General features: G+C 64.8%; 19 protein-coding genes and 1 pseudogene. 10 read left to right on the plus strand and 10 right to left on the minus strand.

Annotated features, from left to right (window positions below):
* Positions 1–3: 3 nt before the first annotated feature.
* From ccmE to FJ418_RS26900, 7 genes are all read left to right on the plus strand, one after another.
* Positions 4–444, plus strand: coding sequence for a cytochrome c maturation protein CcmE (ccmE, locus tag FJ418_RS26870; protein WP_140659444.1), 441 nt, complete (start codon positions 4–6; stop codon positions 442–444).
* On the plus strand, positions 444–2,429 hold the full coding sequence (locus FJ418_RS26875) for a heme lyase CcmF/NrfE family subunit (RefSeq protein ID WP_140870836.1): 1,986 nt from the start codon (positions 444–446) through the stop codon (positions 2,427–2,429). Before ccmE ends, FJ418_RS26875 begins: the two co-directional genes overlap by 1 nt.
* Entirely contained in the window at positions 2,426–2,890 is a 465-nt protein-coding gene (locus FJ418_RS26880) for a cytochrome c-type biogenesis protein (protein WP_140870839.1), read from the plus strand. The genes FJ418_RS26875 and FJ418_RS26880 overlap by 4 nt, the downstream gene beginning before the upstream one ends.
* A 337-nt stretch (positions 2,891–3,227) precedes the next feature.
* Positions 3,228–4,784, plus strand: a complete 1,557-nt coding sequence (locus FJ418_RS26885) for a Do family serine endopeptidase (protein WP_140870842.1) — start codon at positions 3,228–3,230, stop codon at positions 4,782–4,784.
* A 367-nt stretch (positions 4,785–5,151) separates the two neighbouring features.
* Positions 5,152–5,826 (plus strand): response regulator transcription factor, encoded by a 675-nt coding sequence (locus FJ418_RS26890; protein ID WP_040991372.1) that lies wholly within the window; start codon positions 5,152–5,154, stop codon positions 5,824–5,826.
* 8 nt (positions 5,827–5,834) lie between these two features.
* Positions 5,835–7,319: a HAMP domain-containing sensor histidine kinase gene (locus FJ418_RS26895; RefSeq protein WP_140870846.1), complete on the plus strand. Its 1,485-nt coding sequence runs from the start codon at positions 5,835–5,837 to the stop codon at positions 7,317–7,319.
* Positions 7,320–7,331: 12 nt separating this feature from the next.
* Positions 7,332–10,301: a bifunctional [glutamine synthetase] adenylyltransferase/[glutamine synthetase]-adenylyl-L-tyrosine phosphorylase gene (locus tag FJ418_RS26900; RefSeq protein WP_140870849.1), complete on the plus strand. Its 2,970-nt coding sequence runs from the start codon at positions 7,332–7,334 to the stop codon at positions 10,299–10,301.
* Here FJ418_RS26900 and FJ418_RS26905 read toward each other — a convergent pair.
* Together FJ418_RS26905 and pepN are read right to left on the minus strand one after the other, a co-directional pair.
* Positions 10,298–12,619, minus strand: coding sequence for a PAS domain-containing sensor histidine kinase (locus tag FJ418_RS26905; protein WP_140870853.1), 2,322 nt, complete (start codon positions 12,617–12,619; stop codon positions 10,298–10,300). The genes FJ418_RS26900 and FJ418_RS26905 overlap by 4 nt on opposite strands.
* 317 nt (positions 12,620–12,936) lie before the next feature.
* Positions 12,937–15,579, minus strand: coding sequence for an aminopeptidase N (gene pepN, locus FJ418_RS26910; RefSeq protein ID WP_140870857.1), 2,643 nt, complete (start codon positions 15,577–15,579; stop codon positions 12,937–12,939).
* Positions 15,580–15,793: 214 nt separating this feature from the next.
* On the opposite strand from pepN, the gene FJ418_RS26915 reads away from it, so the two are divergent.
* A complete protein-coding gene (locus FJ418_RS26915; RefSeq protein WP_140870914.1) occupies positions 15,794–16,741 on the plus strand; it encodes a DMT family transporter in 948 nt (315 codons plus the stop codon).
* A 4-nt stretch (positions 16,742–16,745) separates the two neighbouring features.
* Here the strand turns inward: FJ418_RS26915 and FJ418_RS26920 are convergent, their stop codons facing one another.
* The 3 genes from FJ418_RS26920 to FJ418_RS26930 all read right to left on the minus strand — a co-directional run bounded on the left by FJ418_RS26920 (position 16,746) and on the right by FJ418_RS26930 (position 19,417).
* A complete protein-coding gene (locus FJ418_RS26920) occupies positions 16,746–17,558 on the minus strand; it encodes a helix-turn-helix transcriptional regulator (protein WP_140870860.1) in 813 nt (270 codons plus the stop codon).
* 90 nt (positions 17,559–17,648) lie between these two features.
* On the minus strand, positions 17,649–18,575 hold the full coding sequence (locus FJ418_RS26925) for a uracil-DNA glycosylase family protein (RefSeq protein ID WP_140870863.1): 927 nt from the start codon (positions 18,573–18,575) through the stop codon (positions 17,649–17,651).
* Between the two features lie 203 nt (positions 18,576–18,778).
* Positions 18,779–19,417, minus strand: coding sequence for a hypothetical protein (locus FJ418_RS26930; RefSeq protein WP_140643597.1), 639 nt, complete (start codon positions 19,415–19,417; stop codon positions 18,779–18,781).
* A gap of 251 nt (positions 19,418–19,668) precedes the next feature.
* Between FJ418_RS26930 and FJ418_RS26935 the strand changes: the two genes are divergently transcribed.
* Both FJ418_RS26935 and FJ418_RS26940 read left to right on the plus strand, forming a co-directional pair.
* Entirely contained in the window at positions 19,669–21,348 is a 1,680-nt protein-coding gene (locus FJ418_RS26935; protein ID WP_140870866.1) for an electron transfer flavoprotein-ubiquinone oxidoreductase, read from the plus strand.
* A 75-nt stretch (positions 21,349–21,423) separates the two neighbouring features.
* Positions 21,424–22,020, plus strand: coding sequence for a DUF922 domain-containing protein (locus FJ418_RS26940; protein WP_140870869.1), 597 nt, complete (start codon positions 21,424–21,426; stop codon positions 22,018–22,020).
* 30 nt (positions 22,021–22,050) lie between these two features.
* On the opposite strand, the gene FJ418_RS26945 is transcribed toward FJ418_RS26940, so the two are convergent.
* The 5 genes and pseudogenes from FJ418_RS26945 to FJ418_RS26960 form a co-directional block, all read right to left on the minus strand.
* The gene (locus FJ418_RS26945; RefSeq protein WP_181167101.1) at positions 22,051–23,061 is read right to left on the minus strand and encodes an endonuclease/exonuclease/phosphatase family protein; all 1,011 of its coding nucleotides are present in this window, start codon (positions 23,059–23,061) and stop codon (positions 22,051–22,053) included.
* Between the two features lie 124 nt (positions 23,062–23,185).
* Positions 23,186–24,643, minus strand: coding sequence for an AMP nucleosidase (locus FJ418_RS26950; RefSeq protein WP_246683223.1), 1,458 nt, complete (start codon positions 24,641–24,643; stop codon positions 23,186–23,188).
* Positions 24,644–24,985: 342 nt separating this feature from the next.
* Positions 24,986–25,179: pseudogene (locus FJ418_RS32610) on the minus strand (hypothetical protein).
* Positions 25,180–25,244: 65 nt separating this feature from the next.
* Complete coding sequence (locus FJ418_RS32615; protein WP_281405931.1) at positions 25,245–25,379, minus strand: hypothetical protein; 135 nt, start codon at positions 25,377–25,379, stop codon at positions 25,245–25,247.
* Between the two features lie 198 nt (positions 25,380–25,577).
* Positions 25,578–25,919: a DUF2147 domain-containing protein gene (locus FJ418_RS26960; RefSeq protein WP_140870878.1), complete on the minus strand. Its 342-nt coding sequence runs from the start codon at positions 25,917–25,919 to the stop codon at positions 25,578–25,580.
* Position 25,920 lies beyond the last annotated feature (1 nt).

Consider the following 25,920-nt stretch of genomic DNA (forward strand, 5'->3'; position numbering starts at 1 on the left):
GCAATGACGCGCAAGCAGAAGCGATTGTCGGTGATCGTGGCGGGGCTGGCTTTCCTCGGCGCCGCTGCCGGCCTCACCTTCTATGCGCTTGGACAGAAGGCCTCCTATTTCTACATGCCGGCCGATCTCGCCACGGCGAGTTTGCCGCCCGGACAACGCATCCGGCTCGGCGGTCTCGTCGAGAAGGGCACCGTCGTGCGCGGCCAGGGCGCCACCGTCGCCTTCTCGGTCACCGACAAGCAGAAATCGGTCAAGGTCACCTATACCGGCATCCTGCCCGACCTGTTCCGCGAGGATCAGGGCGTGATAACCGAGGGCGCTTTCGGCCCGGATGGCGTGTTCGTCGCCGACAGCGTTTTGGCCAAGCATGACGAGCGTTACATGCCCAAGGAAGTCGCCGACGGTCTGAAGGCCAAGGGCGTCTGGCAAGAAAGCACAAATTGATGGTTGAGACCGGACATTTCGCGCTCGTGCTGGCCTTCGCTCTGTCGCTGGTGCAGATGCTGGTGCCGCTCGTCGGCGCCCGCACCGGTAATCAGCGCTTGATGGCGGTCGGCGGTCCGGTCACGGTCACCGGCTTCGCGTTGACCGCACTGTCCTTCGCCGCCCTCGCCAGCGCCTATGCCCGCTCCGACTTCTCGGTGGCGAGCGTGTGGGAGAACTCCCATTCGCTGCAGCCGATGATCTACAAGATCACCGGCACCTGGGGGAACCACGAAGGCTCGATGCTGCTGTGGGTGCTGATCCTGACCTTCTTCGGCGCGCTGGTCGCGGTCTTCGGCAACAACCTGCCGTCAACGCTCAAGGCCAATGTACTGGCCGTGCAGGGCATGATCGGCGCTGCCTTCTTCCTGTTCATCCTGGCGACGTCCAACCCCTTCATCCGCCTCAACCCGGCGCCGATCGAGGGCCGCGACCTTAATCCGATCCTGCAGGATCTCGGCCTCGCCATCCATCCGCCGATGCTCTATCTCGGCTATGTCGGCTTCTCGATCTGCTTCTCTTTTTCGGTTGCCGCACTGATCGAGGGGCGCATCGACGCCTCCTGGGCACGCTGGGTGCGACCCTGGACACTGGTCGCCTGGATGTTCCTCACCGGCGGCATCGCCATGGGCTCCTACTGGGCCTATTACGAGCTCGGCTGGGGTGGCTTCTGGTTCTGGGATCCGGTCGAGAACGCCTCCTTCATGCCCTGGCTCGCCGGTACCGCGCTGCTTCATTCGGCGATCGTCATGGAGAAGCGTTCGGCGCTGAAGATCTGGACGCTGCTGCTCGCCATCCTGACCTTCTCGCTGTCGCTGCTCGGCACTTTCCTGGTGCGTTCCGGCGTGTTGACCTCGGTGCACGCCTTCGCCACCGATCCGGCGCGGGGCGTCTTCATCCTGTGCATCCTGACGCTGTTCATCGGCGGCTCGCTGGCGCTGTTTGCGCTGCGCGCCTCACGGCTGACGGCGGGCGGCCTGTTCCATCCGATCTCGCGCGAGGGCGCGCTGGTGCTGAACAACCTCTTTCTCACCACCGCCACGGCGACGGTGCTGGTCGGCACGCTCTACCCGCTGGCGCTGGAGGCGCTCACCGGCGGCAAGATCTCGGTCGGCGCGCCGTTCTTCGACCTGACCTTCGGCCCGCTGATGCTGCCGCTGCTCGCGATCGTGCCGTTCGGCCCCTTGCTCGCCTGGAAGCGCGGCGACGTCATTGCCGCCTCGCAGCGGCTGATGGCCGCCTTCGCCCTGGCGATCGCCGCAATGCTGGTCACTGGCCTGTTCATCGACGGTGCCTCGGTCTTCGCGGCACTCGGCGTCGGCCTCGCCGTCTGGCTGGTCGCCGGCGCACTGACCGATCTTGCGGTCAAATCCGGTTTCGGTTCGGTGGCGCCGGGCATCATGCTGCGCCGCTTCGCCGGCCTGCCGCGCTCCGTCTTCGGCACGGCGCTGGCGCATCTCGGCCTCGGGCTGACCTTGCTCGGCATTGTCGGCACGCTCTGCTTCGGCACGGAGAAAATCCTCTCGATGCATCCCGGCGAGACGCTGGAGCTCTCCGGCCACACGCTGCGCTTCGAAGGGCTCTCTCCGCAGAAAGGTCCGAATTTCACCGAGGATCGCGGCCGCTTCCTGCTGACGGGCGCCGACGGCAACGCCGATGGCGCAATCACCTCCGCGAAACGCTTCTATCCGGTGCGCCAGACGGTGACGACGGAGTCCGGCATCAGGACGATTGGGTTGAGCCAGCTTTATCTGTCGCTCGGCGACGAGAACAACGACGGCTCCGTCGTCGTGCGCCTCTGGTGGAAGCCGCTGGTGACGCTGATCTGGGGCGGCGGACTGGTGATGATGGCGGGCGCCGCCATGTCGCTGCTCGACCGTCGCCTGCGCGTCGGCGCGCCGGCCAAGCGCCGCAAGCCGGCCGCGGCCCTGGCGAGTTCGACATGAAGGCGAAGTTTTCGCTCGTTCCGCTGGTCCTGTTGCTGGCGCTGTTTTTCGCCGGCCCAGCCCAGGCGGTGAAGCCTGATGAAGTGCTGCAGGACCCCGCATTGGAGGCGAGGGCGCGCGCGCTGTCGGAAGGCCTGCGTTGCATGGTCTGCCAGAACCAGTCGATCGACGAATCCGACGCCGATCTTGCCCGGGACCTGCGCGTCCTCGTGCGCCAGCGCCTCGTTGCCGGCGACACCGACCAGCAGGTGATGGACTATATCGTTTCGCGCTATGGCGAGTTCGTGCTGCTCAAGCCGCGCTTCAGCCTGCGCACCGCGCTTTTGTGGGGTACGCCGGTGCTTCTGCTTCTGGCCGGCGGTCTGTTCATTGTGCTCAGCGCACGCTCGCGCCGCCCGGCATCGGGTAGCACCCTGAGTGCCGAGGAACAGGCGGCGCTGGACAAGATGCTAAGCGATTAGCGCCATCGCTGACGTCGATAATTGGCCACGGCCGCTCGCGGGTCGTCATTCTATGGCGAGCAAGGAGCGAAGCGACGCGCGCAGACCATAGAATCCCGTCCGTTACGCCGACGCGCCGCGAACGGTGCAGAATTCTGCTCCGCTGCAACCTTCGGCGAAGGTAACGGCCTGGATTCCAGCGTCTCCGCGACGGAGCTCCGCCCTGCTATGACGAACTCGGCCAACATTACAAAACTTTCATGTACCGGAAATGGCGCCGTAATGTGCGGCTCTCTAATCCTCTTGCCCGAGGATGCTTCGCCTGAGCGCATCCCTTCGAAAGAGGAAACGAAATCCCATGAATATCGCCCCCAATTCATATTCCCGCATCCGAAAGCGCCTGATGGCCGCCGTCGCATCCCTGGCCGTCATCGGTGCGGTCGGCGCAGGCGCGCTTGCCACCGGCACCGCCCCCGTGCTGGCCGATGCCGTGCGCGTCGAAGCGCCGCAAATGCCGAGCTTCGCCGATGTCGTCGAGCATGTCTCGCCGGCGGTCGTCAGCGTCAAGGTCAAGGCCAAGATCCAACCGACGGCCGACAACGGCTCGGACGATCAGGACGGTTTCGATAACCTGCCTGACAATCCGCAGCTGCGCCGCTTCTTCAAGGAATTCCGCGGCTTCGGCGACCAGGGTCAGGGCGGCCAGTTCGGCATGCGCCGCTTCAACCATCGCGACCATGGCAATGGCGAGCCGCGTCCGGTCGCTCAGGGCTCGGGCTTCTTCATCTCGGAAGACGGTTATCTCGTCACCAACAACCATGTGGTTTCGGAAGGCTCGGATTTCAGCGTCGTCACCAATGACGGCAAGGAACTCGACGCCAAGCTGATCGGCACCGATCCGCGCACCGATCTCGCCGTGCTCAAGGTCGATGGCGGCGGCAACAAGTTCACCTATGTCGACTTTGCCGACGACTCCAAGGTTCGCATCGGTGACTGGGTGGTTGCGGTCGGCAATCCCTTCGGTCTCGGCGGCACCGTCACCGCCGGCATCGTCTCGGCTCGCGGCCGTGACATCGGCGCCGGCCCCTATGACGACTTCATCCAGATCGACGCCTCGGTCAACCGCGGCAATTCGGGCGGTCCGACCTTCAACCTCAACGGCCAGGTGATCGGCATCAACACCGCCATCTTCTCGCCGTCGGGCGGCAGCGTCGGCATTGCCTTCGACATCCCGGCCTCGACCGCCAAGCAGGTCGTCCAGGACCTCATGAAGAGCGGCTCCGTCCAGCGCGGCTGGCTCGGCGTCGAGATCCAGCCGGTCACCTCCGACATCGCGGAGTCGCTCGGCCTGAAGTCGGACAAGGGCGCGCTGGTCTCGAGCGCCCAGGATTCCGGTCCGGGCAAGAAGGCGGGCATCGCCGCCGGCGACGTCATCACCCAGGTCGACGGCAAGGATGTCGCCTCGCCGAAGGAGCTCGCCCGCATGATCGGTGCATTCGCGCCGGGCAAATCGGTCGACGTCACCGTCTGGCGCAACGGCAAGGACGAGACGGTCAAGGTCGATCTCGGCACGTTGCCGGCAAGCGACAAGCAGGCCTCGAACGACGACAACAACAAGCAGTCGGCGCCCGCCGCCAAGGCCGACACGCTGGCCGATCTCGGCCTGACCGTCACCAAGGCGGAAAACGGGAAGGGCCTCGTGGTCACCGACGTCGATCCTGACAGCGACGCGGCCGACCGTGGCATTCAGCCCGGCGACGTCATCACCTCGATCAATTCGAACGACGTGAACACCACCGACGACGTCTCCAAGGCCATGGCCGATGCAGCCAAGGCCGGCCGTAAGGCGGTGCTGATGCAGATCACCCGCGACGACTCGAACCGTTTTGTGGCGCTGCCGGTCGGCAAGGGCTGAGATTTCAGCGTTCAGATTTTCCCTGCGGCGGTATCAACACCCCCGAGCCGCCGCCGGGAAAACATGGGGCCGAGCACGTAAGTCAGTCACCGTGTTTCGCTCCTGGCGGCAGCGGGTTTCCCATCACCCGCTGCCGCTTATCGCATGTCGCCCAGAAGTGGGCACCGGTTTTGGGATCACGACATGCGGAACGAAATGCATGTCGCCCAGAAGTGGGCACCGGTTTTGGGATCACGACATGCGGAACGAAATGCATGTCGCCCAAAAGTGGTTGCCGGTTTTGGGAAGAAGACATGCGACCAATGAGAGCAAGGCCTGAAGAATGACTGCCTCTCAAACTTCCGATGAAATCGCGTATAACGGTCCCATGAAGATTCTCGTCATGGAAGACGATCGCGAGGCGGCGGATTATTTGCAGAAAGCCTTCGCCGAGGCGGGCCACACCGCCCATGTCGCCGGCGACGGCGAGACCGGCTTCGCGCTCGCCGATGCCGGCGACTATGACGTGATGGTGGTCGACCGCCTGATGCCGCGCCGTGACGGCCTGTCGGTGATCGCAGCGCTTCGCTCGCGCGGCAACACCACGCCGGTGCTGATCCTTTCGGCGCTGGGCGAGGTCGACGACCGCGTCACGGGCTTGCGCGCCGGCGGCGACGATTATCTCACCAAGCCCTATGCCTTTTCCGAATTGCTTGCCCGCGTCGAGGTGCTGAACCGCCGCGCCAGCGCGCGCGAATCCGAGACCGTCTACCGTGTCGGCGATCTCGAGCTCGACCGGCTGTCGCATTCGGTCAAGCGCGCCGGCCGCGAGATCACGCTGCAGCCGCGCGAGTTCCGCCTGCTCGAATATCTGATGCGCCATGCCGGGCAGGTGGTGACGCGCACCATGCTTCTGGAAAATGTCTGGGATTATCACTTCGATCCGCAGACCAATGTCATCGACGTCCACGTCTCGCGCCTGCGCGGCAAGATCGAAAAAGGCTTCGACAAGCCGATCCTGCACACGATCCGCGGCGCCGGCTACATGCTGAAGGGCGGGTGAAGCCACAGATGGCTCTCTCACTGCCGGCCATCATGAAGACCACGGCGGCCCGGCTTTCGGCGCTTTATCTTCTGCTTTTCGCGCTCTGCGCCGTGCTGCTCGTCTTCTACATGACGTCGCTGTCGGCGCGCATGCTGACCGCGCAGACGCAGGAAACCATCAACGACGAGGTGCTGGGCCTGGCCCGCGCCTATCAGCGCGGCGGCCTGCCGGTGCTGGTGCGCGTCGTCGAGGCCCGCTCGCGCCAGCCCGGCGCCAATCTCTACCTGATCGCCGACGCCAATGGCCAGATCCTGACCGGCAATGTGCAGAGCCTGGAGCCAGGGGTCATAGAGACCGAGGGCTGGACGACGGAACCGTTTTCCTACCAGCGCTTCGGCGAGGGCGAGCTCGATCGGCTGCGCAGCGGCGGTTCGGACCAGTCCACGCCTCCGCCCAACGACAGCAGCAACAACAACCCCCAGTCCACGGGGGAAAAGGGCCACAACGCCATCGCGCTGGTGTTGAGACTGCCCAACCAGATGATCATGCTGGTCGGCCGCGACCTCGGCGAGCCCGAGCGCTTCCGCGCCGTCATCAGCCGCGCGCTGACCCTGGCGCTCGGTATGATGGGGCTTGGCGGCATCCTGATCTGGTTCTTTGTCGGGCGCGCGGCGCTGAAGCGCATCGACAGCGTCTCGGACGCCAGCCGCCGCATCATGGGCGGCGATTTGTCCGGACGGCTGCCGGTCACCGGCGCCGGCGACGAATTCGACCGCCTGTCGGCGAACCTCAATTCGATGCTGGCCAGGATCGCCATGCTGAACGAGGGGCTGAAGCAGGTCTCCGACAACATCGCCCATGACCTGAAGACGCCGCTGACCAGGCTGCGCAACCGCGCCGAGGCGACGCTCGCCGGCAGGCACAAGACGCAGGATTACCGTCAGGCGCTGGAAGGCACGATCGCGGAGTCCGACCAGCTCATCAAGACATTCAACGCCATCCTGATGATCTCGCGCCTGGAGGCTGGCTATTCCTCGGAACAGACCGGTCCCGTCGATCTCGCCGCGACGGTGAGCGACGTCGTCGAACTCTACGAGCCGGTGGCGGAAGAGGCGGGCGTCGCGCTGGAAACGACCGTGCCCGAGGCCTTTACGATCAACGGCAACCGCGAACTGATCGGCCAGGCGCTGTCCAACATCGTCGACAACGCCATCAAATATTCAACCGACGCCGCCGAGACGCCGAAAGTGCGTGTGGCGCTGGAGCGCCTCGGCAACGAGATCAAGCTTGCCGTCAGCGACAACGGCCACGGCATTCCGGACGACGCCGATCGTGCCCGAGCCACCGAGCGTTTCGTGCGCCTGGAAAAGAGCCGCTCGCAGCCGGGCTCGGGCTTGGGCCTCAGCCTGGCCAAGGCAATCATGACTTTCCACAACGGAAGGCTTGATCTTTTGCCCGCCAATCCCGGATTGTCCGTGGTCATGAGTTTCCCATTGCGGGAGACGCATTGATGGCGCGGATAAATGGCGAAGAAGAAAATCGAATCCGAATTCCGGCTTAGCCCGACACTGGCGCTCCGCCCCCTGGACGCGAAACATGCCCGGCGCGAATTGTCGGAAATCGCCGACGCCGCCGAGGAGGAGGGGCTTTCCCGACTCGCTGCGTTCGTGGCGGGCGAGGGGCCGCTGCAGGATCTGCTGGCGGCCGTCTTCGACCTCTCGCCCTTCCTGCGCGACGTGGCGCGCCGGCGGCCGGCGATCCTCGATACGCTGTTCGACCTGATGATCGAAGCGCGGCTCGATGCCATCGACGAAGCGATCGGCGGCGCGGCCAAGGCGGAAGACGCCTCGGAAGCGAGCCTGATGATGGCGCTCAGGCAATGGAAGACCGAAGCGCATTTCCTGATCGCGCTGGCCGATCTTTCAGGCGAGGCGGAGACCTCCGTGACGGTGCGCCGGCTCAGCGATCTTGCCGACGCCTGCACATGCGCCGCCGTCGATTTCCTGCTGCTCGACGCGCATCGGCAAGGCAAGCTCAAGCTACCGCATCCGGCCGAGCCTGCCAGGGATTCAGGCTGGATCCTGCTCGGCATGGGCAAGCTCGGCGCGCATGAGCTGAACTTCTCCTCCGACATCGATCTCGTCGTCTTCTTCGAGCCGGAGGCGCCGGCCGTCATCGATCCGCTCGACGCGACCGAGCTGTTCTCCAGGCTTACCCGTCGTCTCGTGCGCATCCTGCAGGATCGCACCGAGCATGGCTATGTCTTCCGCACCGATCTGAGGCTGCGCCCCGATCCCGGCTCGACGCCGCTGGCAATCCCGGTCGAGGCAGCGCTTCGCTATTACGAGGCGCGCGGCCAGAACTGGGAGCGCGCCGCCATGATCAAGGCGCGGCCGGTTGCCGGCGATCTCGCTGCCGGCGCCGCCTTCCTCAAGGAATTGGAACCCTATGTCTGGCGCAAATACATGGACTATGCGGCAATCGCCGACGTTCATTCGATCAAGCGCCAGATCCATGCCCACAAGGGCCATGGCGAGATCGCGGTGAAGGGCCATAACGTCAAGCTCGGCCGCGGCGGCATCCGCGAGATCGAGTTCTTCGTCCAGACCCAGCAGCTCATCGCCGGCGGCCGCTTCCCGGAGCTGCGCGGCCGCGAGACCGTGCCGATGCTCGCAGCGCTTGCCGCGCGCGGCTGGATCACCGCCGACGCGCGCGATGCGCTCACCCGTCAGTACTGGTTCCTGCGCCGTGTCGAGCACGCCATCCAGATGGTCGCTGACGAGCAGACGCACGTCCTGCCGGAAGAAGACGAGGAGCTCAAACGCATCGCGCTGATGCTGGGATTTGCCGGCGAGGCGGAATTCACGCAGGCCTTCCGCGCCTCGCTGCAGCAGGTCGAGCGCCACTACGCGGCGCTGTTCGAGACAGCACCCGAGCTCTCGGCCGGCGTCGGCAATCTGGTCTTCACCGGCGATGTCGACGATCCCGATACGCTGCAGACGCTGCATGGTCTCGGCTTCCAGCGGCCGAGCGACATCTGCCGCGTCATCCGCGGCTGGCATTTCGGGCGCTACCGCGTCACCCAGTCGGCGGAGGCGCGCGAGAGGCTGACCGAACTGACCCCGGCCTTGCTGAAAGCCTTCGGCCAGACGCGTCGCGCCGACGAGGCGCTGATGCGCTTCGACGAGTTCCTCGCCGGCCTGCCAGCGGGCATCCAGCTTTTCTCGCTGCTGCAATCGAACCCGGCGCTCTTGAAGCTGATGGCGACCATCATGGGCGCGGCGCCAAGGCTGGCTGCCATCATCACCCGCCGCCCGCATGTCTTCGACGGCCTGCTCGACCCGGCCCTGCTTACCGAACTGCCGGACCGCGCCTATCTTTCGGCACGGCTTGCCGCCTTCATCGAGGGCGACCGCGCCTATGAGGATGTGCTTGACCGCCTGCGCATCTTCGCCTCCGAGCAGAAATTCCTGATCGGCGTGCGCCTGCTTGCCGGCTCGATCGATCCCGCGCGCGCCGGCCGCGCCTTCTCCGATCTCGCCGATCTCACCATCGAGGCGGCGCTGAACGCGGTGATCGCCGAATTCGCGCTGCGCCACGGCAGGATCGCCGGCGGCAGGGTGGCCCTGCTCGGCATGGGCAAGCTCGGCAGCCGCGAACTCACGGCCGGTTCGGATGTCGATCTCATCCTGCTCTACGACCACGACGCGGATGCCGAGGACTCCGACGGCGAAAAGCCGCTGGCGCCTTCGCATTACTATACCCGCATGACGCAGCGCCTGATCGCCGCCGTCTCGGCGCCGACGGCCGAAGGCGTGCTCTATGAGTTGGATCTGCGCCTGCGCCCCTCGGGCAACAAGGGGCCGGTCGCCACCCATATCGATGCGTTCAAGAAATATCAGCGCCGGGATGCCTGGACCTGGGAGCACATGGCGCTGGCCAGAGCTCGCGCCGTCGGCGGCGATGCCGAACTCTGCGCCGTGCTCGACGATGAGGTGGCGGCGGTGCTGGCGCAGCCGCGCAATGCCGCCAAGGTGAAAGCCGAGGCCTCGGAGATGCGGGCGCTGATCGAGAAGGAGAAGCCGCCGCGCGACCTCTGGGACATCAAGCTGATCCCGGGCGGGCTCATCGATCTCGAATTCATCGCCCAGGTCGCGGTCATCGCCGGCGCCATCGAACCTGGCCGCCGGGTCACGGCGACCGCCGACATTTTGGCCCGGCTTGCTCCGGATTTCGCTTCAGCCGATGTGCGTGAAGAGCTTGGCGAGGCCTATCGGCTCTATCTGGCGCTGACCCAGATGATCAGGCTTTGCCTCATCGGCGAGTTCCAGCGCGACGATGTCCCACCTGGACTCTCGGATCTGCTTCTGGCGGTCACTGACCTGCCGGATTTCGGCGTCCTGGAAGCACATCTCAAGGAGGCGTCGCGAAAGGTCAGGCGGGACTTCGACCATTTGCTGCGCGCGGGCGCGCCGCAACGAGGGATGAATTAGGCCGCTGCCTTCACCGTCGGCGGAGCCTTCTTCAGCGGAATGCGCACCGACACGATGGTGCCTACACCCTCGGTCGAGCGGATCTTCAGCGCGCCGCCCTGCAATTCGGCCAGCGAGCGCGAGATGGCGAGCCCGAGGCCCGAGCCGGTATGGTTCTTGGAGAACTGGTTCTGCACCTGCTCGAACGGCCGGCCGAGCTTGCTCAGCGCCTGCTTGGGGATGCCGCAGCCATTGTCCTCGATGGTGAGCAGCAGCGCCCCGGACGTGTTGCGCGCCCTGACCGTGATCTTGCCGCCCTGTCCAGTGAATTTCACCGCGTTGGAGAGCAGGTTGATGGCGATCTGCTTGATCGCGCGGCGGTCGGCATAGAGCCGCATCGCATCGGCGATGCGCGTCTCGACATTGATCGACTTTTCCGCCGCCTGCAGCGAGATCACCCGCACCGTTTCCTTGATCAGCGGGCAGAGATCGATCTCCTCGCGGTCGAGCGAGAACTGGCCGGCTTCGATCTTCGACATGTCGAGGATGTCGTTGATGACGCCGAGCAGGTATTTGCCGCTGCCGTTGATGTCGGTCGCATATTCCTCGTAGCGCTCGGAGCCGAGCGACCCGAACAGGCCCTGCTGCATCAGCTCGGAGAAGCCGATGATGGCGTTGAGCGGCGTGCGCAATTCATGCGACATGTTGGCGAGGAATTCCGACTTGGCGCGATTGGCCGCCTCGGCGCGCTCGGTTTCCTTCATGTATTTGCGGTTGAGCTCGACCAGTTCGCTGGCGCGTTCCTCCTCGGCGCGGCGGGCCAGGCTGAGATCGTGGATCGTCGCCATCAGCCGGCGCTCGCTGTCGACCAGCTTTTCCTGGTGCAGCTTGATCTGCGTGATGTCGGAGCCCACGGAAACGACGCCGCCGTCGCGGGTCCTGAGTTCGTTGACCTGCAGCCAGCGGCCGTCGGCAAGCTGGCGCTCCAAGCTGACGCCGCCCTGCGGCCCGTTCGCATTGGCGAGCCTGCGCTCCGACGCGAAGGCCAGCATGCGCTCCTCCAGCATATCGCGGGTCGCGCCCGGTACCACGTCGCGGTCCGACAGCCCGTTGTCCTTCTGGAACTTCGAATTGCACATGATCAGCCGTTCGGCGGCATCCCACAGCACGAAGGATTCGTTGATGTTCTCGATCGCTGTCCTGAGCCGCATGTCGGCCGCTTCCGAGCGCAGCGCCAAGTGCCGCTGCTCGGTGACGTCGACGGCGATGCCGATCAGCTGGATCTCCGGTGCCTCCGGGTCGATCACCTGGGCGCGGGCTCGCATCCACACCCACTGTCCGTCGGCGTGACGCATGCGGAAAACCTGGTCGATATGGTCGATCTCGCGTTCGATGATGCGGTTGGCGAGCTCGAACAGGTCGCCGTCTTCCGGGTGGATGATCTCGTCGACCTCGCCGAAGGAGAGCATCGTATCGCAGGGCTCATAGCCCAGCATGTCGTACATCGAGCGCGACCAGTACATCTTGCCGCGCACCATGTCCCAGTCCCACAACCCGCAGCGGCCGCGCACCAGCGCCATGTCGATGCGCTGATGCGCCTCAAGATAGATGCGGTCCGCCGCCTGGGCGCGCGCCGCCTGGCCGAAATAGGCGTAGAGGATGACGATCAGCACGCCCGCCGTCAGCACGAACAGCGTGACGTTGAGCGACATCGACTTGCGCCAGCTGTCGAACACCGCTTCCTGCGGCACCAGCACGGCCGCCGCGTGTTTGTGGTCGCCGCCGAGGCTGACGGCGGCGAACCAGTCCTGTCCCGAGATGCTGACATCCATCACGCCGGCGCGGTCGCCGAACATGAACAGCGGCTGGCCGCCCAGCACGAGGCTGTCGAGCGTGCGGCCTTGCCAGCCCGTCGACAGCGGCGAAACGGCGATGACCTTGAAGTTGGCGTCGGTGATGGCGAGCACATGGGCGCGGCTCATGGCGCCTTGGCGGCTGGTGTTTTCCAGAAGGCTTATGGCATTGGCGCCGGCCGCGCTGGGGTCCGCGGTGACGGCCTGCGCCATCTGTCCGGCGGCCAGCGCCAGCACCGCCTTGGCGTCGCGCTCGATCTCGTCATGCTCGTTCATGAGCGACAGGAAGCGCAGCGCGGCAATGACGATGAGAAAAACGACGATCAGCGCCGGGATCGACCGGCGCAGCAGCGGCTCGGCGGCCAGGAGCCGCTGATAAGTGGGTTCGGCGATCAGGCGCGTATTGCCGGCAAGTCCATCGCTCCTTGCCTTGCGACGCGCAAAAGCCTTCCCTCCGGGCGCGCCCCACGCGTCCGCCTTGGCCATAAATGGCACTCCCCGATCTGCCGTATGGATGATCCGGCTACGCCGCACGCCCGAATCGTCAGTAAAGAATCAAAGCTGATTCGCCTTGTCCAGTGGCGCGGACGAAAAAGATTAAAAGTTGATTGAAATTCGTCCGAACAGCCGATCTTCCCCCTCGTGGGGAGATGGCCAGAGGGGGCGCTGTCGCGCCAACCCCTCAACTGCTCAATTGCCCGACACTCGTCAGATCCGGCTTTCGGGCGAGAAGCAAACGTCGCGATCCTTCGTGCCCCGCTCTGCCCTGCCGGCATCTCCCCCACCAGGAGGGAGATCGCTAATTACGCCAGTGTCCGCTCCACGATATCGCGCAGATCCGCCGAAAGATTCTCGGCCTTCGCCATGTCGAGCAGCGCCTGCCTGGCCTTGGTCTGACGTCCAGGCTCCAGCGAGCGCCAGGACCTGAGCGCCGTCGCCAGCCGCGCGGCTACCTGCGGATTGCGTTTCTCGACCTCCAGTACCGTCTCGGCAAACAGGCGGTAACCTTCGCCGTCGGGGCGGTGGAAGCCGGTCTGGTTGGCGCTGGAGAAGGTGCCGATCAGCGAACGCACCCGGTTCGGGTTGGCGATCGAGAAGGCTGGGTGCCGCATGAGCTCACGAACTTTCTCGACGGTCTTTGCGCCCGGCACACCGGCCTGGATCTGGAACCATTTGTCGAGTACCAGCGCGTCGCCGCGATAGCGGGCCTCGAAGGCGGCCAGCGCCTCTTCGGCCTCGGCCGTGCCTGGATGGCGATGCGCCAGCACGGCGAGCGCTGCCGCACGGTCGGTCATGTTGGTGGCGGCATTGAAGTGCCCTGCGGCGAGGCCCGCGCCGCCCGGCAGCAGCGAAAGATAGTCGAGCAGGATGTTGCGCAGCGCCCTGCGCCCGGCGCTCGCCGCGTCCGGGCTGAACGGACCCTTGTCGGCAAGGCTCTCATAGAGCGCCGGGAAGGCCTCGCGATTTGCCTCGGCGATCATCCGCGCCATCGCCTCGCGTGCGGCAAAGATGGCGTCTGGGTCGATGCCCTTGCCGATGTCGCGGGCAATATCGGCTTCGCCCGGAAGCGACAGCGCGAGCGCCCGGTAGGCCGGCTCCAGCGTCTCGTCGCCGGCAATCCTGCCGGCAAGCTCGGCAAGCCGCGCCGCAAACACCGGCTCCTTGCCGCCGAGGATCTGGCGGAAGGCGGCGATCAGCGCATCGGTCAAGAGCGTGTTGAACGCCTGCCAGCGCGCGAAGGCGTCGCTGTCATGCGCCGCGAGGAAGAACTGGTCGTCGGCCTTCTGCTGCACCGAAAGCGTGATCGGCGCCGAGAAGCCGCGGTTGAGCGACACCGAAGGCCGTTGCGAAATACCCGAGAAGCGCACCGTGTGCCGACGTTTGCGGATATGGATGACACCGTCATCCACCATTGCGCCCTCGACGGCAGTCCAGGCGACGGGCTTGCCGTTGGCGCCGACCAGGCCGAAGGCCAGCGGGATATGCATCAGCCGCTTGCGGCTTTCCGACGGCGTCGGCGGCACCGACTGCTCGATCTCCAGGGTGAACTCCTTTGCCGCCGCATTGTGCGCGGAACTTACCGTCAGGTTCGGTGTGCCGGCCTGGTGATACCAAAGCGCGAATTGCGCGAGGTCTCTGCCGGAGACGTCCTCGAAGACTTTGAGGAAATCCTCGATCGTCGCCGCCTCGCCGTCATGCCGCTCGAAATAGAGGTCCATGCCGGCACGGAAGGTTTCCGGCCCAAGGATGGTGCGGATCATGCGCACCACTTCCGAACCCTTCTCGTAGACGGTCGCGGTGTAGAAGTTGTTGATCTCGCGGTAGCGTCGCGGCCTGACCGGATGCGCCAGCGGCCCCTGGTCTTCCGGGAACTGGTGCGCGCGCAGCGTGCGCACCTCGGCGATGCGCTTAACCGACCGCGAGCGCTGGTCGGCGGAGAATTCGTGGTCGCGGTAAACCGTCAGCCCTTCCTTCAGGCAGAGCTGGAACCAGTCGCGGCAAGTGATTCTGTTGCCAGTCCAATTGTGGAAGTATTCATGCGCGATGATCGCCTCGATGTTGGCGAAGTCGGCATCCGTCGCGGTCTCCTCGTCGGCCAGCACATATTTGTCGTTGAAGACGTTGAGGCCCTTGTTCTCCATGGCGCCCATGTTGAAGTCGGAGACGGCGACGATATTGAAGACGTCGAGGTCGTATTCGCGGCCGAAGGCTTCCTCGTCCCATTGCATCGAGCGTTTCAGCGCGTCCATCGCATAGCCGGCAAGCTGCTCCTTGCCGGGCTCCACATAGATACCGAGCTCGACCTCGCGGCCGGACATGGTGGTGAAGCTGCCCGCCACCTTGCCAAGCGCGCCCGCCACCAGCGCGAAAAGGTAGGAGGGTTTGGGGAACGGGTCGTGCCAGACCGCATAATGCCGGCCGCTGCCCAGCGTGCCACTCTCCACAGGATTGCCGTTCGAAAGCAGCAGCGGCGCCTCGTTGTGCGGCGCTTCGATGCGCACCGTGTAGACCGACAGGATATCGGGACGGTCGAGGAAATAGGTAATGCGGCGAAAGCCCTCGGCCTCGCATTGCGTGCAATAGACGTTGTTGGAGCGATAAAGGCCCATCAGCGCCTCGTTGCGCGAAGGCGCGATCTCCGTCTCCAGGCGCAGCTCGAAACGCTGCGCCGCCGGCGGCTTCAGGATCGTCAGCCGGTCAGGCGTCGCCTCATAGTCGCTGGCCGGAAGCGTATGCCCGTCGACGGCAATGCCGAGCAACGTCAGCCCGTCGCCGTCGAGCACCAGCGGCGAGGCGGCGACGCCCGCGCGCCGCTCGATCGTAAGCAGCGCGGTCACATGGGTCGCGTCCGGCGACAGGCGGAAGTCGAGGCTGGTCCTCGGGATGAGATAGTCGCAGGGGCGATAGTCTTCGAGCTTGAAGACATGGCCGGTATCTGTGCGCATTCCTTAGGCTTTTCCTGTTGATTTCGGCCGGCCAGCCAGCTTGGCTGGTCCAAGAATTTTGAGGTGCGCGCTCTTTACACGAAATGGCCACTCGACAAAACTGCGGCATAGGTTGTGTTTCGCAATTCCGGACGGAAAACCGTTACACACTTTTCCTGGAATTGCTCTTGGCCTATTTCGCGGCTTCGTTTCCCGACTATCCTTACGAGGCAAGATGACCGTCGATCATGCCGTCGGCCACAACACGCTGCGCGGCATTACGCTGAAGATCGTCTCGGTGACGGTCTTCGTCGGCATGCAGACCTGCATCAAGGCGGCCGGCGACGTGCCGGCGGGGCAGATCGTCTTCTTCCGCTCCTTCTTCGCCATCTTCCCGATCATCGCCTTCCTGGCCTTTAAGGGTGAATTGGCCACGGCATTCACGACGAGACGGCCGTTCAACCACGTCGCGCGCGGTGTGGTCGGCGTCGGCGCCATGGGGCTCGGCTTCTTCGCGCTGACCAGGTTGCCGCTGCCGGAAGCGATCACGCTGAACTACGCCCAGCCACTGCTGGTCGTCGTGTTCTCCTCGCTCTTCCTCGGCGAGACGATCCGCGTCTACCGCTGGAGCGCGGTCGCGGTCGGCCTTGCCGGCGTGCTGATCATCTCCTGGCCCGAACTGACGCTGCCCAATTCCGATGAAGGCCTCGACGACCAGGAGGTGCTGGGCGTCATGGCCGCGCTGATCGCTGCCGCGATCTCGGCGGTCGCCATGCTTCTGGTGCGCAATCTCGTGCAGACGGAGAAGACGGCGACCATCGTGCTGTGGTTCTCCTCGACCGCTTCAGTGCTGTCGCTCTTCACGCTGCCCTTCGGCTGGCAGGCGCTGACGCCGATGCAGGCCGCGCTCCTCGTCGTCGCGGGCTTCTGCGGAGGGCTCGGCCAAATCCTGATGACGGCGGCCTACCGCCATGCCGAAGCCTCGGTCGTGGCGCCCTTCGAATACACCTCGATGATCCTCGGCGTTGTGGTCGGCTATTTCGTCTTCGGCGACGTGACCTCGCTGAACACCCTTGCGGGCGGCGTGATCGTGGTCGCCGCCGGTATCTTCATCATCTGGCGCGAGCGGCAACTGGGCCTCGAGCGCACGCGCACCAGGACGGTCACGCCGCCGCAGGGGTGAAGGCCTACGAAGCGGTCGCCGGCTCTTTTGCCAGCCGCGCCAGAACCGTTCGGGTCTGCTCGTCGGCCGGGAAAAAGGATTCGATCGCCAGTTCGGACAGCGTGACATCGAGCGGCGTACCGAACACGGTGATCGTGCTGATGAAGGAAAGCACGGCGTCGCCATGCGCAAGCCGCAGCGGATGCACGATGCCGCTCGGTTCGACCGGCGCCGGCCGGCTGCTCCTCAGGCCGGATGGATAGGTGCGCAATTCGCGCTCAAGCTCGATCAGCACCGGGTCGCCGGTGGCGTCGTTCTGGCGCTTCAGCCGCTCGATGAGATGCGCGCGCCACTCCGCCAGATTGACGATGCGCGGCGCCACGCCGCCCGGATGCAGGCTGAGCCTCAGCACATTGACCGGCGGCGCGAGAAGCGATGCTTCGGAGATGTCGGCGAGGAACGGAGCAATCGCGGTGTTTGCCGAAACGAGGTTCCAGTGCCGGTCCACCGCCAGCGCCGGGAAGGGTTCGTGGCCCTTGAGCACAGTCTCGACGGCGGCAAGCGCCGGCGCCAGCGTCGCATCGGTCAGCGGCTTTTCGCTGAAGCTCGGCGCGAAGCCGGCGGCAAGCAACAGTTGATTGCGTTGGCGCAGTGGAATCGACAGCTGCTCGGCCAGATGCAGCAGCATGTCGCGCGACGGCTGCGCGCGGCCGCTTTCGACGAAGGAAAGATGCCGCTGCGAGATGTCGGCCTCCATCGCGAGGTCGAGCTGGCTCATGCGCCGCCGCGTGCGCCACTCGCGGATGAGGCTTCCGGCGGAAGGGTCGGATGTGGTCATAGGGTAGGACTAGGCTGTAGAGGGAGGGATTTCAATTACCTGGGAGGTTATTGGCTTCCGTTCTCTCACAAGGGGAGAAGGGGAAGACGTTCACGCCAACCCCTTCAACTTCGCCTTGACCTCGAGAAAATCCCGCCAGGCCAGCTTCTTGTGCGCCGGTGTCCTCAACAGATAGGCCGGATGCAGCGTCGGCATCGCCGGAATGGCTATGCCCGACGCCGTCGTGTGCACCCGCCAGTTGCCGCGCAGGCGCAGGATGCCCTCGGTCGTATTGAGCAGCGTCTTGGCCGACGGACCGCCGAGATTGACCAGCACCTTGGGATTGACCAGTTCTATCTGCCTTTCGATGAACGGCCGGCAGATTTCGGTCTCGTGCGGTGTCGGCGTGCGGTTGCCCGGCGGCCGCCACGGAATGACGTTGGCGATATAGGCCGAGTTGCGGTCGAGGCCGATAGCGGCGAGCATACGATCGAGCAGCCGGCCGGAGCGGCCGACAAAGGGCAGACCTTCGAGGTCCTCGTCGCGACCGGGCGCCTCGCCGACCAGCATCAGCTCGGCTTTCGGATTGCCGTCGGCGAAGACGAGGTTCTTGGCGGTGAATTTGAGATTACAGCCGTCGAAGCCGGCCATGTGCTGGCGCAGTTCCTCGAGCGTCGAGGCGCTTGCGGCCAGTTGCCGGGCAAGCAGCGCCTGCGCCTCGTCGGGAACGGTGGCGGCCGGCATGCGCGCCGGAGCGTCCGGAATATTGCGCGCGTCGAGGCCGGATGATGGCGTTGGTGGCTCGGGCGCCTGGGGCCGCTCCGGACCCTTCCCGGATGCCGTTCGGGTCTCGGGCGCGGCCTCGCGACGCGGCGCGGCTGGCGTCCGCTCGGCAGCCCTGCGTTCGACCGACTTCGCCGCCGCTTCGGCAAACCGATTGACCGGCGCGTCTTCAAGCGCCTCGTCAACGCCGGCGCTGGCATAAAAGGCGAGCAGTTCGGCGATCTCGGCTGGTGTGCTGGGGGAGGCGGCAGTCATGGCGCCACCATCGTCCGCGCGGCGCCGATTTGCAAGGTTAAGCCACGCTCGCCTGTATTGGAGCATGTCGAGATTCAGGTCAGGCCGAGTCGAAAATGGTGGTTTCCGAGAACCGGAGCGGAGCGTACTTTTCATACGTGAGCACCGGAAGCGCAGGAAAACCGCCATTTGCAGGCTGGCATCACCTGAATATCGATATGCTTTCACCCAGTCGGTATGCGCGGATCCTGCACGATGTAAAATGTCCAGCGCGGCGTGTAGTCGGTGATCAGGAAGTCGAAGGTCGCCGTCTTGAGCGGGTCGACCTTGCCGTTCTTGAACAGCAGCTGGTCATAGGGTTCGAACCGGCGGTCGAAATCGGCGAAATTGCTCGACCAGATGTTGTCGGGCGTCTTGTTGCGCTGGTCGAAGGAAAGGCCGTCGCCGAACACGCTTGGCTGGTCGAGGATTTCCTGCAGCTCGAACTGGAATTCCACCCAGGGCAGGGCGCTGTTGTTGAGCACGTCGATGCGCATATACATCACGCCGTTGGCGACCTGGCCTGCCTTGCCGAATGGCTCGATCGGCTTGGTCGCGCGGATCGTCAGCGTCACCGGCGTCGCCGTGTTCAGTTCCTCCCTGATGATCAGCGGGTCTTCCTTGGTGCCGATGCCGGAAGCACCCGTGATGCGGAAGCCGCCCAGTTCGTCGGAGAAGGAATAGGCGCCGGTGGCCCAGACCTTCACCGGATCGGCCTCCGCCGGCACGGACAAAAAGAGGAGTGGAAGAACCGCGCGCCAGGCCATGCCTGGCGTGAAGAGTAAGCGCTTCGATGGAAAGCCGGCTGGCTCTGGACTGCGCATGGTGCGAAGTATTGCCGATAACCAAGCCGTCGAACAATTAAAAACATGCGGACGCGGCCTGGCCTTCCATCCGATTGGCGCTGGCCTATGCTTGGCCATGGCCTGCGCGGCGACCGTTTCGTAGGGAAAACCGCGACTTTTTGTCGAAATCGGCGTTGTCACGTCAGCGCCGGTTTCGCGTCGCGAATTGATGCGCTATGCAGCGCGTGAGCCAGCACAATGCGAAAACATGGCGAGCCAGTGAGGGGCCGATGAGCGAAATCGAACGCGAGAGCATGGAATTCGACGTGGTGATCGTCGGTGCGGGTCCCGCCGGCCTTGCCGCCGCGATCCGTCTGAAGCAGCTCAATCCGGACCTTTCCGTCGTCGTCCTGGAGAAGGGCGGCGAGGTCGGCGCCCATATCCTGTCGGGTGCGGTCGTCGATCCGATCGGCATCGACCGCCTGCTGCCCGGCTGGCGCGAGGAGGGCGATCATCCGTTCAAGACGCCTGTGACCGCGGACCATTTCCTGGTGCTTGGCCCTGCCGGCTCGTTCCGCCTGCCCAACTTCCTGATGCCGCCGCTGATGAACAACCACGGCAATTACATCGTCTCGCTGGGCAATGTCTGCCGCTGGCTGGCGACCAAGGCCGAGGCGCTGGGCGTCGAGATCTATCCGGGCTTCGCCGCGGCAAGCCTCGTCTACAACGACGCCGGCGCCGTCACCGGCGTCATCACCGGCGACATGGGCGTCGAGAAGGACGGCACGCACGGCCCGGCTTACGCGCCGGGCATGGCGCTGATGGGCAAATACGTGCTGATCGGCGAGGGTGCGCGCGGCTCGCTCGCCAAGCAGCTTATCGCCAAATACCAGCTTGCCGACGGCCGCGAGCCGGGCAAGTTCGGCATCGGCCTCAAGGAGCTCTGGCAGGTCAAGCCCGAGAACCACAAGCCGGGTCTTGTGCAGCATTCCTTCGGCTGGCCGCTCGACATGAAGACCGGCGGCGGCTCCTTCCTCTATCATCTCGAGGACAACCAGGTGGCGGTCGGCTTCGTCGTCCACCTCAACTACAAGAACCCCTATCTCTCACCCTTCGAGGAGTTCCAGCGCTTCAAGACGCATCCGGCAATCGCCGGCACCTTCCAGGGCGCCAAGCGCATCGGCTATGGCGCGCGCGCCATCACCGAGGGCGGCTGGCAGTCCGTACCGAAGCTGTCCTTCCCGGGTGGCGTGCTGATGGGCTGTGCTGCCGGCTTCGTCAACGTGCCGCGCATCAAGGGCTCGCACAACGCGGTGCTCTCGGGCATGCTGGCGGCCGAGCATGTGGCCGAGGCGATTGCCGGTGGCAGTGCCAATGACGAGCTCGCTTCCTATGAGGAAGCCTGGCGCGGCACCGATATCGGCAAGGACCTGAAGAAGGTCCGCAACGTCAAGCCGCTCTGGTCGCGCTTCGGCACCATTGTCGGCGTCGGCATCGGCGGTCTCGACATGTGGCTGAACACGCTGTTCGGCTTCTCGCCCTTCGGAACCATGAAGCATGGCAAGGCCGACTATGCGACGCTCGAGCCGGCCTCCAAGCATCAGAAGATCGCCTATCCGAAGCCGGATGGCGTGCTGACCTTCGACCGGCTCTCCTCGGTGTTTCTTTCCAACACCAACCACGAGGAGAACGAGCCGACCCATCTGATCGTCGCCGACATGGCGCTGCAGCAGCGTTCCGAGCACGATGTCTTCGCCGGTCCCTCGACCCGCTACTGCCCGGCCGGCGTCTATGAATGGGTGGACAAGGACGGCAACGCCGCCGCCGATCCGGCGGCAAAGGACGTGCGCTTTGTCATCAACGCGCAGAACTGCGTGCACTGCAAGACCTGCGACATCAAGGATCCGAACCAGAACATCAACTGGGTGCCGCCACAAGGCGGTGAAGGCCCCGTCTACCAGGGCATGTGAGCCGCGCCTAACCGCCAAGACCGTTGAAGCCGCGCGCCGAGTATGGTCTGCTTCGCTCCGAACAAGGAGGCGGACATGCGGCGCATCAGCCTGGCAATTTTAGCTGCTGCCGGCGTGCTTTTGTCCGGGGCCGCGTCAGCAGGCACCAAGCTGACCGTTCATGTGCGCAGCTATGACGTCGCCGGCAGGACCGGCGCGGAACTGATCGAGGCGATGGATGGCCTCGGGCCGAGGCACGGCCATGCCACGCGCGCCATCGCCGAGACCGGCTATACCGTGCATTGGAACCTCGACGTGAAACGGGACAATGGCATCTGCCGGCTGCGTCAGGCCACCGGCACGATCGACCTGACCTACACCTTTCCGCGCCGCACGTCCCCGTCCGGTCCGGTCCTGCGCAAGCGCTGGGAGCGCTTCATGGCCGGCGTGCGCCAGCATGAACATACCCATGGCCGCATCGCGAAGCAGATGATGCGGGCGACCGAGACGGCGCTCGCCGGGCTCGAGCGGCAGGACAACTGGTTCTGCACCGGTCTTCGTTGGGACGCCAGGCGCCGCATCGACACGATCTATGCCGACTACGAGGCCAGGCAGAATGCCTTCGACGCGCGCGAGCACCGCGACGGCGGCCATGTCGAGAAATTGGTCAATGCATTGATGGGGAAGAACTGAAGCTCGAGCCGTTCACCTACCAAGCGGACGTCAGCTGCGCGGCTTGTCCGGCGCGTCGTTCGCCGCCAGCGCCGACTTGAGCTCGTCCTCGGGCGCATTGCTGTCGGACCACAACGTGAATTCGACCAGCACCGGCAGATGGTCGGAGCCGGTGTCCTCCAGCCGGGCCGACGACAGGATCGTCACCCCGCCCTTGCTGAACACCTGGTCGATCGGCAGGCCCGCATAGCGGCGCAGGACGTCGGGCAACGTCCGGTGGATCCAGGTCGGGCCGGCCGACGGCATCAGCGTCATGCCGCTGAGCCGCGCCACCCGCCGCATCGCCGCGCTCCACGGCACGGCGTTGCAGTCGCCGGCCATGATGGCGGTCTCGCCGAGCCTGGCCAGCGGTTCCGCCAGCTCGCCGATCTGCCAGTATTGCTCCTTCGGCCACGGCCAGCTGAGATGGATCGCGGCGACGTTGACCGGAATGCCGCCGAAATCGATCGTGGCGGTCGCCATCGCGCCGCGCGGCTCGCAACGCGGTGCGGTGCCGGCGGCGAAGGGACGGCGCGAAAGCAGCGCGACGCCGAATATGCCGTTGGGATAGTCGCAAAGGATCCGATAGGGATAGGCGCTGGCAATATAGCCGAGCTCCGTGGCCCACATCCCGGACACTTCGTCGAGCGTGATGACGTCCGGATTGGTCCGGCCGATCAGCGACAGCACCTTCTTCGGCGTCGGATTGTTGAAGCGCAGGTTCATCTGCAGCAGGCTGTAGACGATCCTGTCGGCCGGCTTTGCGACCGCCTGCTGCGTCGACAATCTCGGCAGCGCGCTCGTCGTGGTGGCGAAGCAGGCGATGGCGAAGACCAGCGCCGCGACCGCCTGCAGCCGGTAGGGGCCGGCAAGCAGCGCCAGCGCGAGCAAGGCCGTCAGCACGCTCAGATGCATGCGGAAATGCGAGAAGGAATCGAAGGCCGGATGCAGCGCGCCGAAGAATCCAGCCAGCAGCGCGGCCGAGCATGCCATCATCGCCAGGAATGTCAGCTGAGCCATCATGCTCAAGCGCGCGCCGCCCGTTGTCATTTGCTCCAACCGCTCCGGCTATCCGTTCGGACCGCTTATCGGCCAAATTGCGGCCCGGGCAAGACGACGAATTGCCTCGCGGGTCAAAAGTTGGCGATTACTGGAACGCCGTCTCGGAAAAGCTTCTCAGCTTGCGCGAATGCAACCGCTCCATCGGCATCTCGGCCAGTTTCTCCATCGCCTTGATGCCGATGGTGAGATGCTGCGCCACCTGCCGCTTGTAGAACTCGGTCGCCATGCCGGGCAGCTTCAGCTCGCCATGCAGCGGCTTGTCGGAAACGCACAGCAACGTCCCGTAAGGCACGCGGAAGCGGAAGCCGTTGGCGGCGATAGTGGCCGATTCCATGTCAAGCGCGATGGCGCGCGACTGCGACAGGCGCTGCACCGGCCCGCGCTGGTCGCGCAGCTCCCAGTTGCGGTTGTCGATGGTGGCGACGGTGCCGGTGCGCATGATGCGCTTGAGGTCGTAGCCCGACAAACCGGTCACCTCGGCGACCGCTTCCTGCAGCGCCACCTGGATTTCGGCCAGTGGCGGGATCGGCACCCAGACCGGCAGGTCGTCATCCAGCACATGGTCCTCGCGCACATAGGCATGGGCCAGCACATAGTCGCCCAGCGCCTGCGTGTTGCGCAGGCCGGCGCAATGGCCGAGCATGACCCACGCATGCGGCCTCAAAACCGCGATATGGTCGGTGATGGTCTTGGCGTTGGATGGGCCGACGCCGATATTGACCATGGTGATGCCGCCATGGCCGGGCTTCTTCAGATGGTAGGCCGGCATCTGCGGCAGGCGCTGCGGCGGTGTGCCTTCCGATTCTGTTGCTCCGTTCCAGGTCACGACATTGCCGGGTTCGATGAATTCGACATAGCCGCTGTCGCCACTGGCCATCAGCTCGCGTGCCCGCGCCACGAATTCGTCGATGTAGAACTGGTAATTGGTGAACAGCACGAAATTCTGGAAATGCTGCGGGCTGGTCGCCGTGTAATGCGTCATGCGGTGCAGCGAATAATCGATGCGCTGCGCGGTGAACGGCGCCAGCGGCCGTGGCTCGCCGAACGCCACCTCGAACGTGCCGTTGGCGATCTGGTCGTCGGTGCCGTCGAGGTCCGGCACGTCGAACAGGTCGCGGATCGGCCGCTTGATGCGCTCGGCGGCCGCGCCGTCGACATAGGTGCCTTCCAGGAAGGCGAAATGCAGCGGGATTGGGGTGGTCGATTCCGACACCGTGACCGTAACGCCGTGATTGCGCATGATGAGCCTCAATTGCTCGATGAGATAGTTCTCGAACAGCTGCGGCTGGGTGATGGTGGTGGCGAAATGCCCGGGCGTCGGCATATGGCCATAGGCCTGGCGCGAGTCGACCTGGCTGAACGAGGTCGTGGTGACGCCGATCTGCGGATAGAAGGCCCGGTAGCGCCTGCTCTCGTCGCCGCCCGCCGCTAGTGCGGCGAAGGAATCGCGCAGGAATTTGGTGTTGCGGTCGTAGAGCGTCTGCAGCGCCGCGACGGCCTTTTTTGCGTCGTGGAAACTCTGCTTGCCGAAAGGCTCCGGCATGACGACCGATTCGATGGCTTGGGGGTAGATTCGCTTTTCCATGGCTCAATATAGAGATTTGGAAGAGCGGTTGGGAGGGGTGAGCGGACAGGAACCGCAGCCCAGCTGGAGATTTTTTGTTATCCCTCCGATTCAAGGTGTGACGAGATTCAGGTCAGGCCCGAGTCGAGAAAGGTGGATTCCGAGAACCGGCCTTCGCCGGCCGAAGCCCTCATAAATGTCTCCGTCCTATGAAGGCTACGGCCGGCGAAGGCCGGAGCGGAGCGTACTTAAGGTATGTGAGCACCGGAAGCGCAGGAAGCCGCCTTTCGCATGCCGGCCTCACCTGAATATCGACACACCTTATCCGCGCTGCAGGCTGATCAGCAGCACGAAGCCTACGCTGGTGTTCTTGTGCGGCGGTGCCTCGATCCTGTTGCCGGTGTCGGCGCGCATCATCGGCACGGCCAGCACCGGGGCGGCGAGCAGCATCAGGATGAGCGTCGCCGTGGCAGCAGCCGAAGGATCTTCATTGCATTATCGGCGATGCGGTTCATTTTGGTGGTCCCCGGTTTTCAGCTTGGTCGATTTCCAGCTTGGTCGTTTCAGCGCTTGAATTGGTTCACGAAGCCGACAATGCAGGCACCGGCCGTTCCCACGAGCGAACAGGGTGGCCAGCCTCCGCCACCAGGATGGCGAAGAACATGCCGAACAGGCTCATCAGCAGGCAGACGATGGTGAAGCGACGGGCAAGCATTTCTCTCTCCTTCAATGCGGGAGAAAATGCCTGACGGCCTCTGAACCGGTTCTGAGACCGGTATTCATCTGGGGTTCAAATTGATTGACGAGGTCTTGAACAGGTGGCGGCGGCGCAGCGCCGGTCCGGCGGAGCGCTGCCGCTCCAAAAAGAAAACGGGGCCGTTCGGCCCCGTTTCGGATGATCTGGAACTGGCGTTCAGAGCTTATGCCAGGTCTGGCTCTTGCAGATCAGGCCGCCGAGCACGCAGCCGCTCATCTTGAGCGTCGTGCCCGTGAGCGTCGCCTTGCCGGAATAGGTCTTGTCGTTCGCCGGGTCGGTGATGTTGCCGGCATATTTGTTGTCGCCGGTCGCCTTCATCGAGCCGATCGTCTTGCCGGCATATTTGCCGGTCTTGAGCGTGATGGAGAACGAGCCGCCGCCGCCGATCGTCGCCGTCTCGCCGGATTGCGTCTTCCAACTGCCTTCGATCGGGTCGGCCCACGCTGTCCCCGCCATGATCAAGGTGGCCGCCAGGGCCAGGCTCATCTTTCGACACATC

The organism is Mesorhizobium sp. B2-8-3, assembly GCF_006440815.1.
Taxonomy (GTDB): Bacteria; Pseudomonadota; Alphaproteobacteria; order Rhizobiales; family Rhizobiaceae; genus Mesorhizobium.

Excerpts from the sequence above, each read along its gene's own strand:
- FJ418_RS26880 (WP_140870839.1), top strand. The coding sequence starts at position 2,426 with ATGAAGGCGAAGTTTTCGCTCGTTCCGCTGGTCCTGTTGCTGGCGCTG.
- FJ418_RS26945 (WP_181167101.1), bottom strand. The coding sequence starts at position 23,061 with ATGATGGCTCAGCTGACATTCCTGGCGATGATGGCATGCTCGGCCGCG.
- FJ418_RS26900 (WP_140870849.1), top strand. The coding sequence starts at position 7,332 with ATGGCGAAGAAGAAAATCGAATCCGAATTCCGGCTTAGCCCGACACTG.
- FJ418_RS26930 (WP_140643597.1), bottom strand. The coding sequence starts at position 19,417 with ATGCGCAGTCCAGAGCCAGCCGGCTTTCCATCGAAGCGCTTACTCTTC.
- FJ418_RS26960 (WP_140870878.1), bottom strand. The coding sequence starts at position 25,919 with ATGTGTCGAAAGATGAGCCTGGCCCTGGCGGCCACCTTGATCATGGCG.
- ccmE (WP_140659444.1), top strand. The coding sequence starts at position 4 with ATGACGCGCAAGCAGAAGCGATTGTCGGTGATCGTGGCGGGGCTGGCT.
- FJ418_RS26895 (WP_140870846.1), top strand. The coding sequence starts at position 5,835 with ATGGCTCTCTCACTGCCGGCCATCATGAAGACCACGGCGGCCCGGCTT.
- FJ418_RS26940 (WP_140870869.1), top strand. The coding sequence starts at position 21,424 with ATGCGGCGCATCAGCCTGGCAATTTTAGCTGCTGCCGGCGTGCTTTTG.
- pepN (WP_140870857.1), bottom strand. The coding sequence starts at position 15,579 with ATGCGCACAGATACCGGCCATGTCTTCAAGCTCGAAGACTATCGCCCC.
- FJ418_RS26920 (WP_140870860.1), bottom strand. The coding sequence starts at position 17,558 with ATGACCACATCCGACCCTTCCGCCGGAAGCCTCATCCGCGAGTGGCGC.
- FJ418_RS26935 (WP_140870866.1), top strand. The coding sequence starts at position 19,669 with ATGAGCGAAATCGAACGCGAGAGCATGGAATTCGACGTGGTGATCGTC.
- FJ418_RS26890 (WP_040991372.1), top strand. The coding sequence starts at position 5,152 with ATGAAGATTCTCGTCATGGAAGACGATCGCGAGGCGGCGGATTATTTG.
- FJ418_RS32615 (WP_281405931.1), bottom strand. The coding sequence starts at position 25,379 with ATGCTTGCCCGTCGCTTCACCATCGTCTGCCTGCTGATGAGCCTGTTC.
- FJ418_RS26875 (WP_140870836.1), top strand. The coding sequence starts at position 444 with ATGGTTGAGACCGGACATTTCGCGCTCGTGCTGGCCTTCGCTCTGTCG.
- FJ418_RS26950 (WP_246683223.1), bottom strand. The coding sequence starts at position 24,643 with ATGCCGGAGCCTTTCGGCAAGCAGAGTTTCCACGACGCAAAAAAGGCC.
- FJ418_RS26915 (WP_140870914.1), top strand. The coding sequence starts at position 15,794 with ATGACCGTCGATCATGCCGTCGGCCACAACACGCTGCGCGGCATTACG.
- FJ418_RS26925 (WP_140870863.1), bottom strand. The coding sequence starts at position 18,575 with ATGACTGCCGCCTCCCCCAGCACACCAGCCGAGATCGCCGAACTGCTC.
- FJ418_RS26885 (WP_140870842.1), top strand. The coding sequence starts at position 3,228 with ATGAATATCGCCCCCAATTCATATTCCCGCATCCGAAAGCGCCTGATG.
- FJ418_RS26905 (WP_140870853.1), bottom strand. The coding sequence starts at position 12,619 with ATGGCCAAGGCGGACGCGTGGGGCGCGCCCGGAGGGAAGGCTTTTGCG.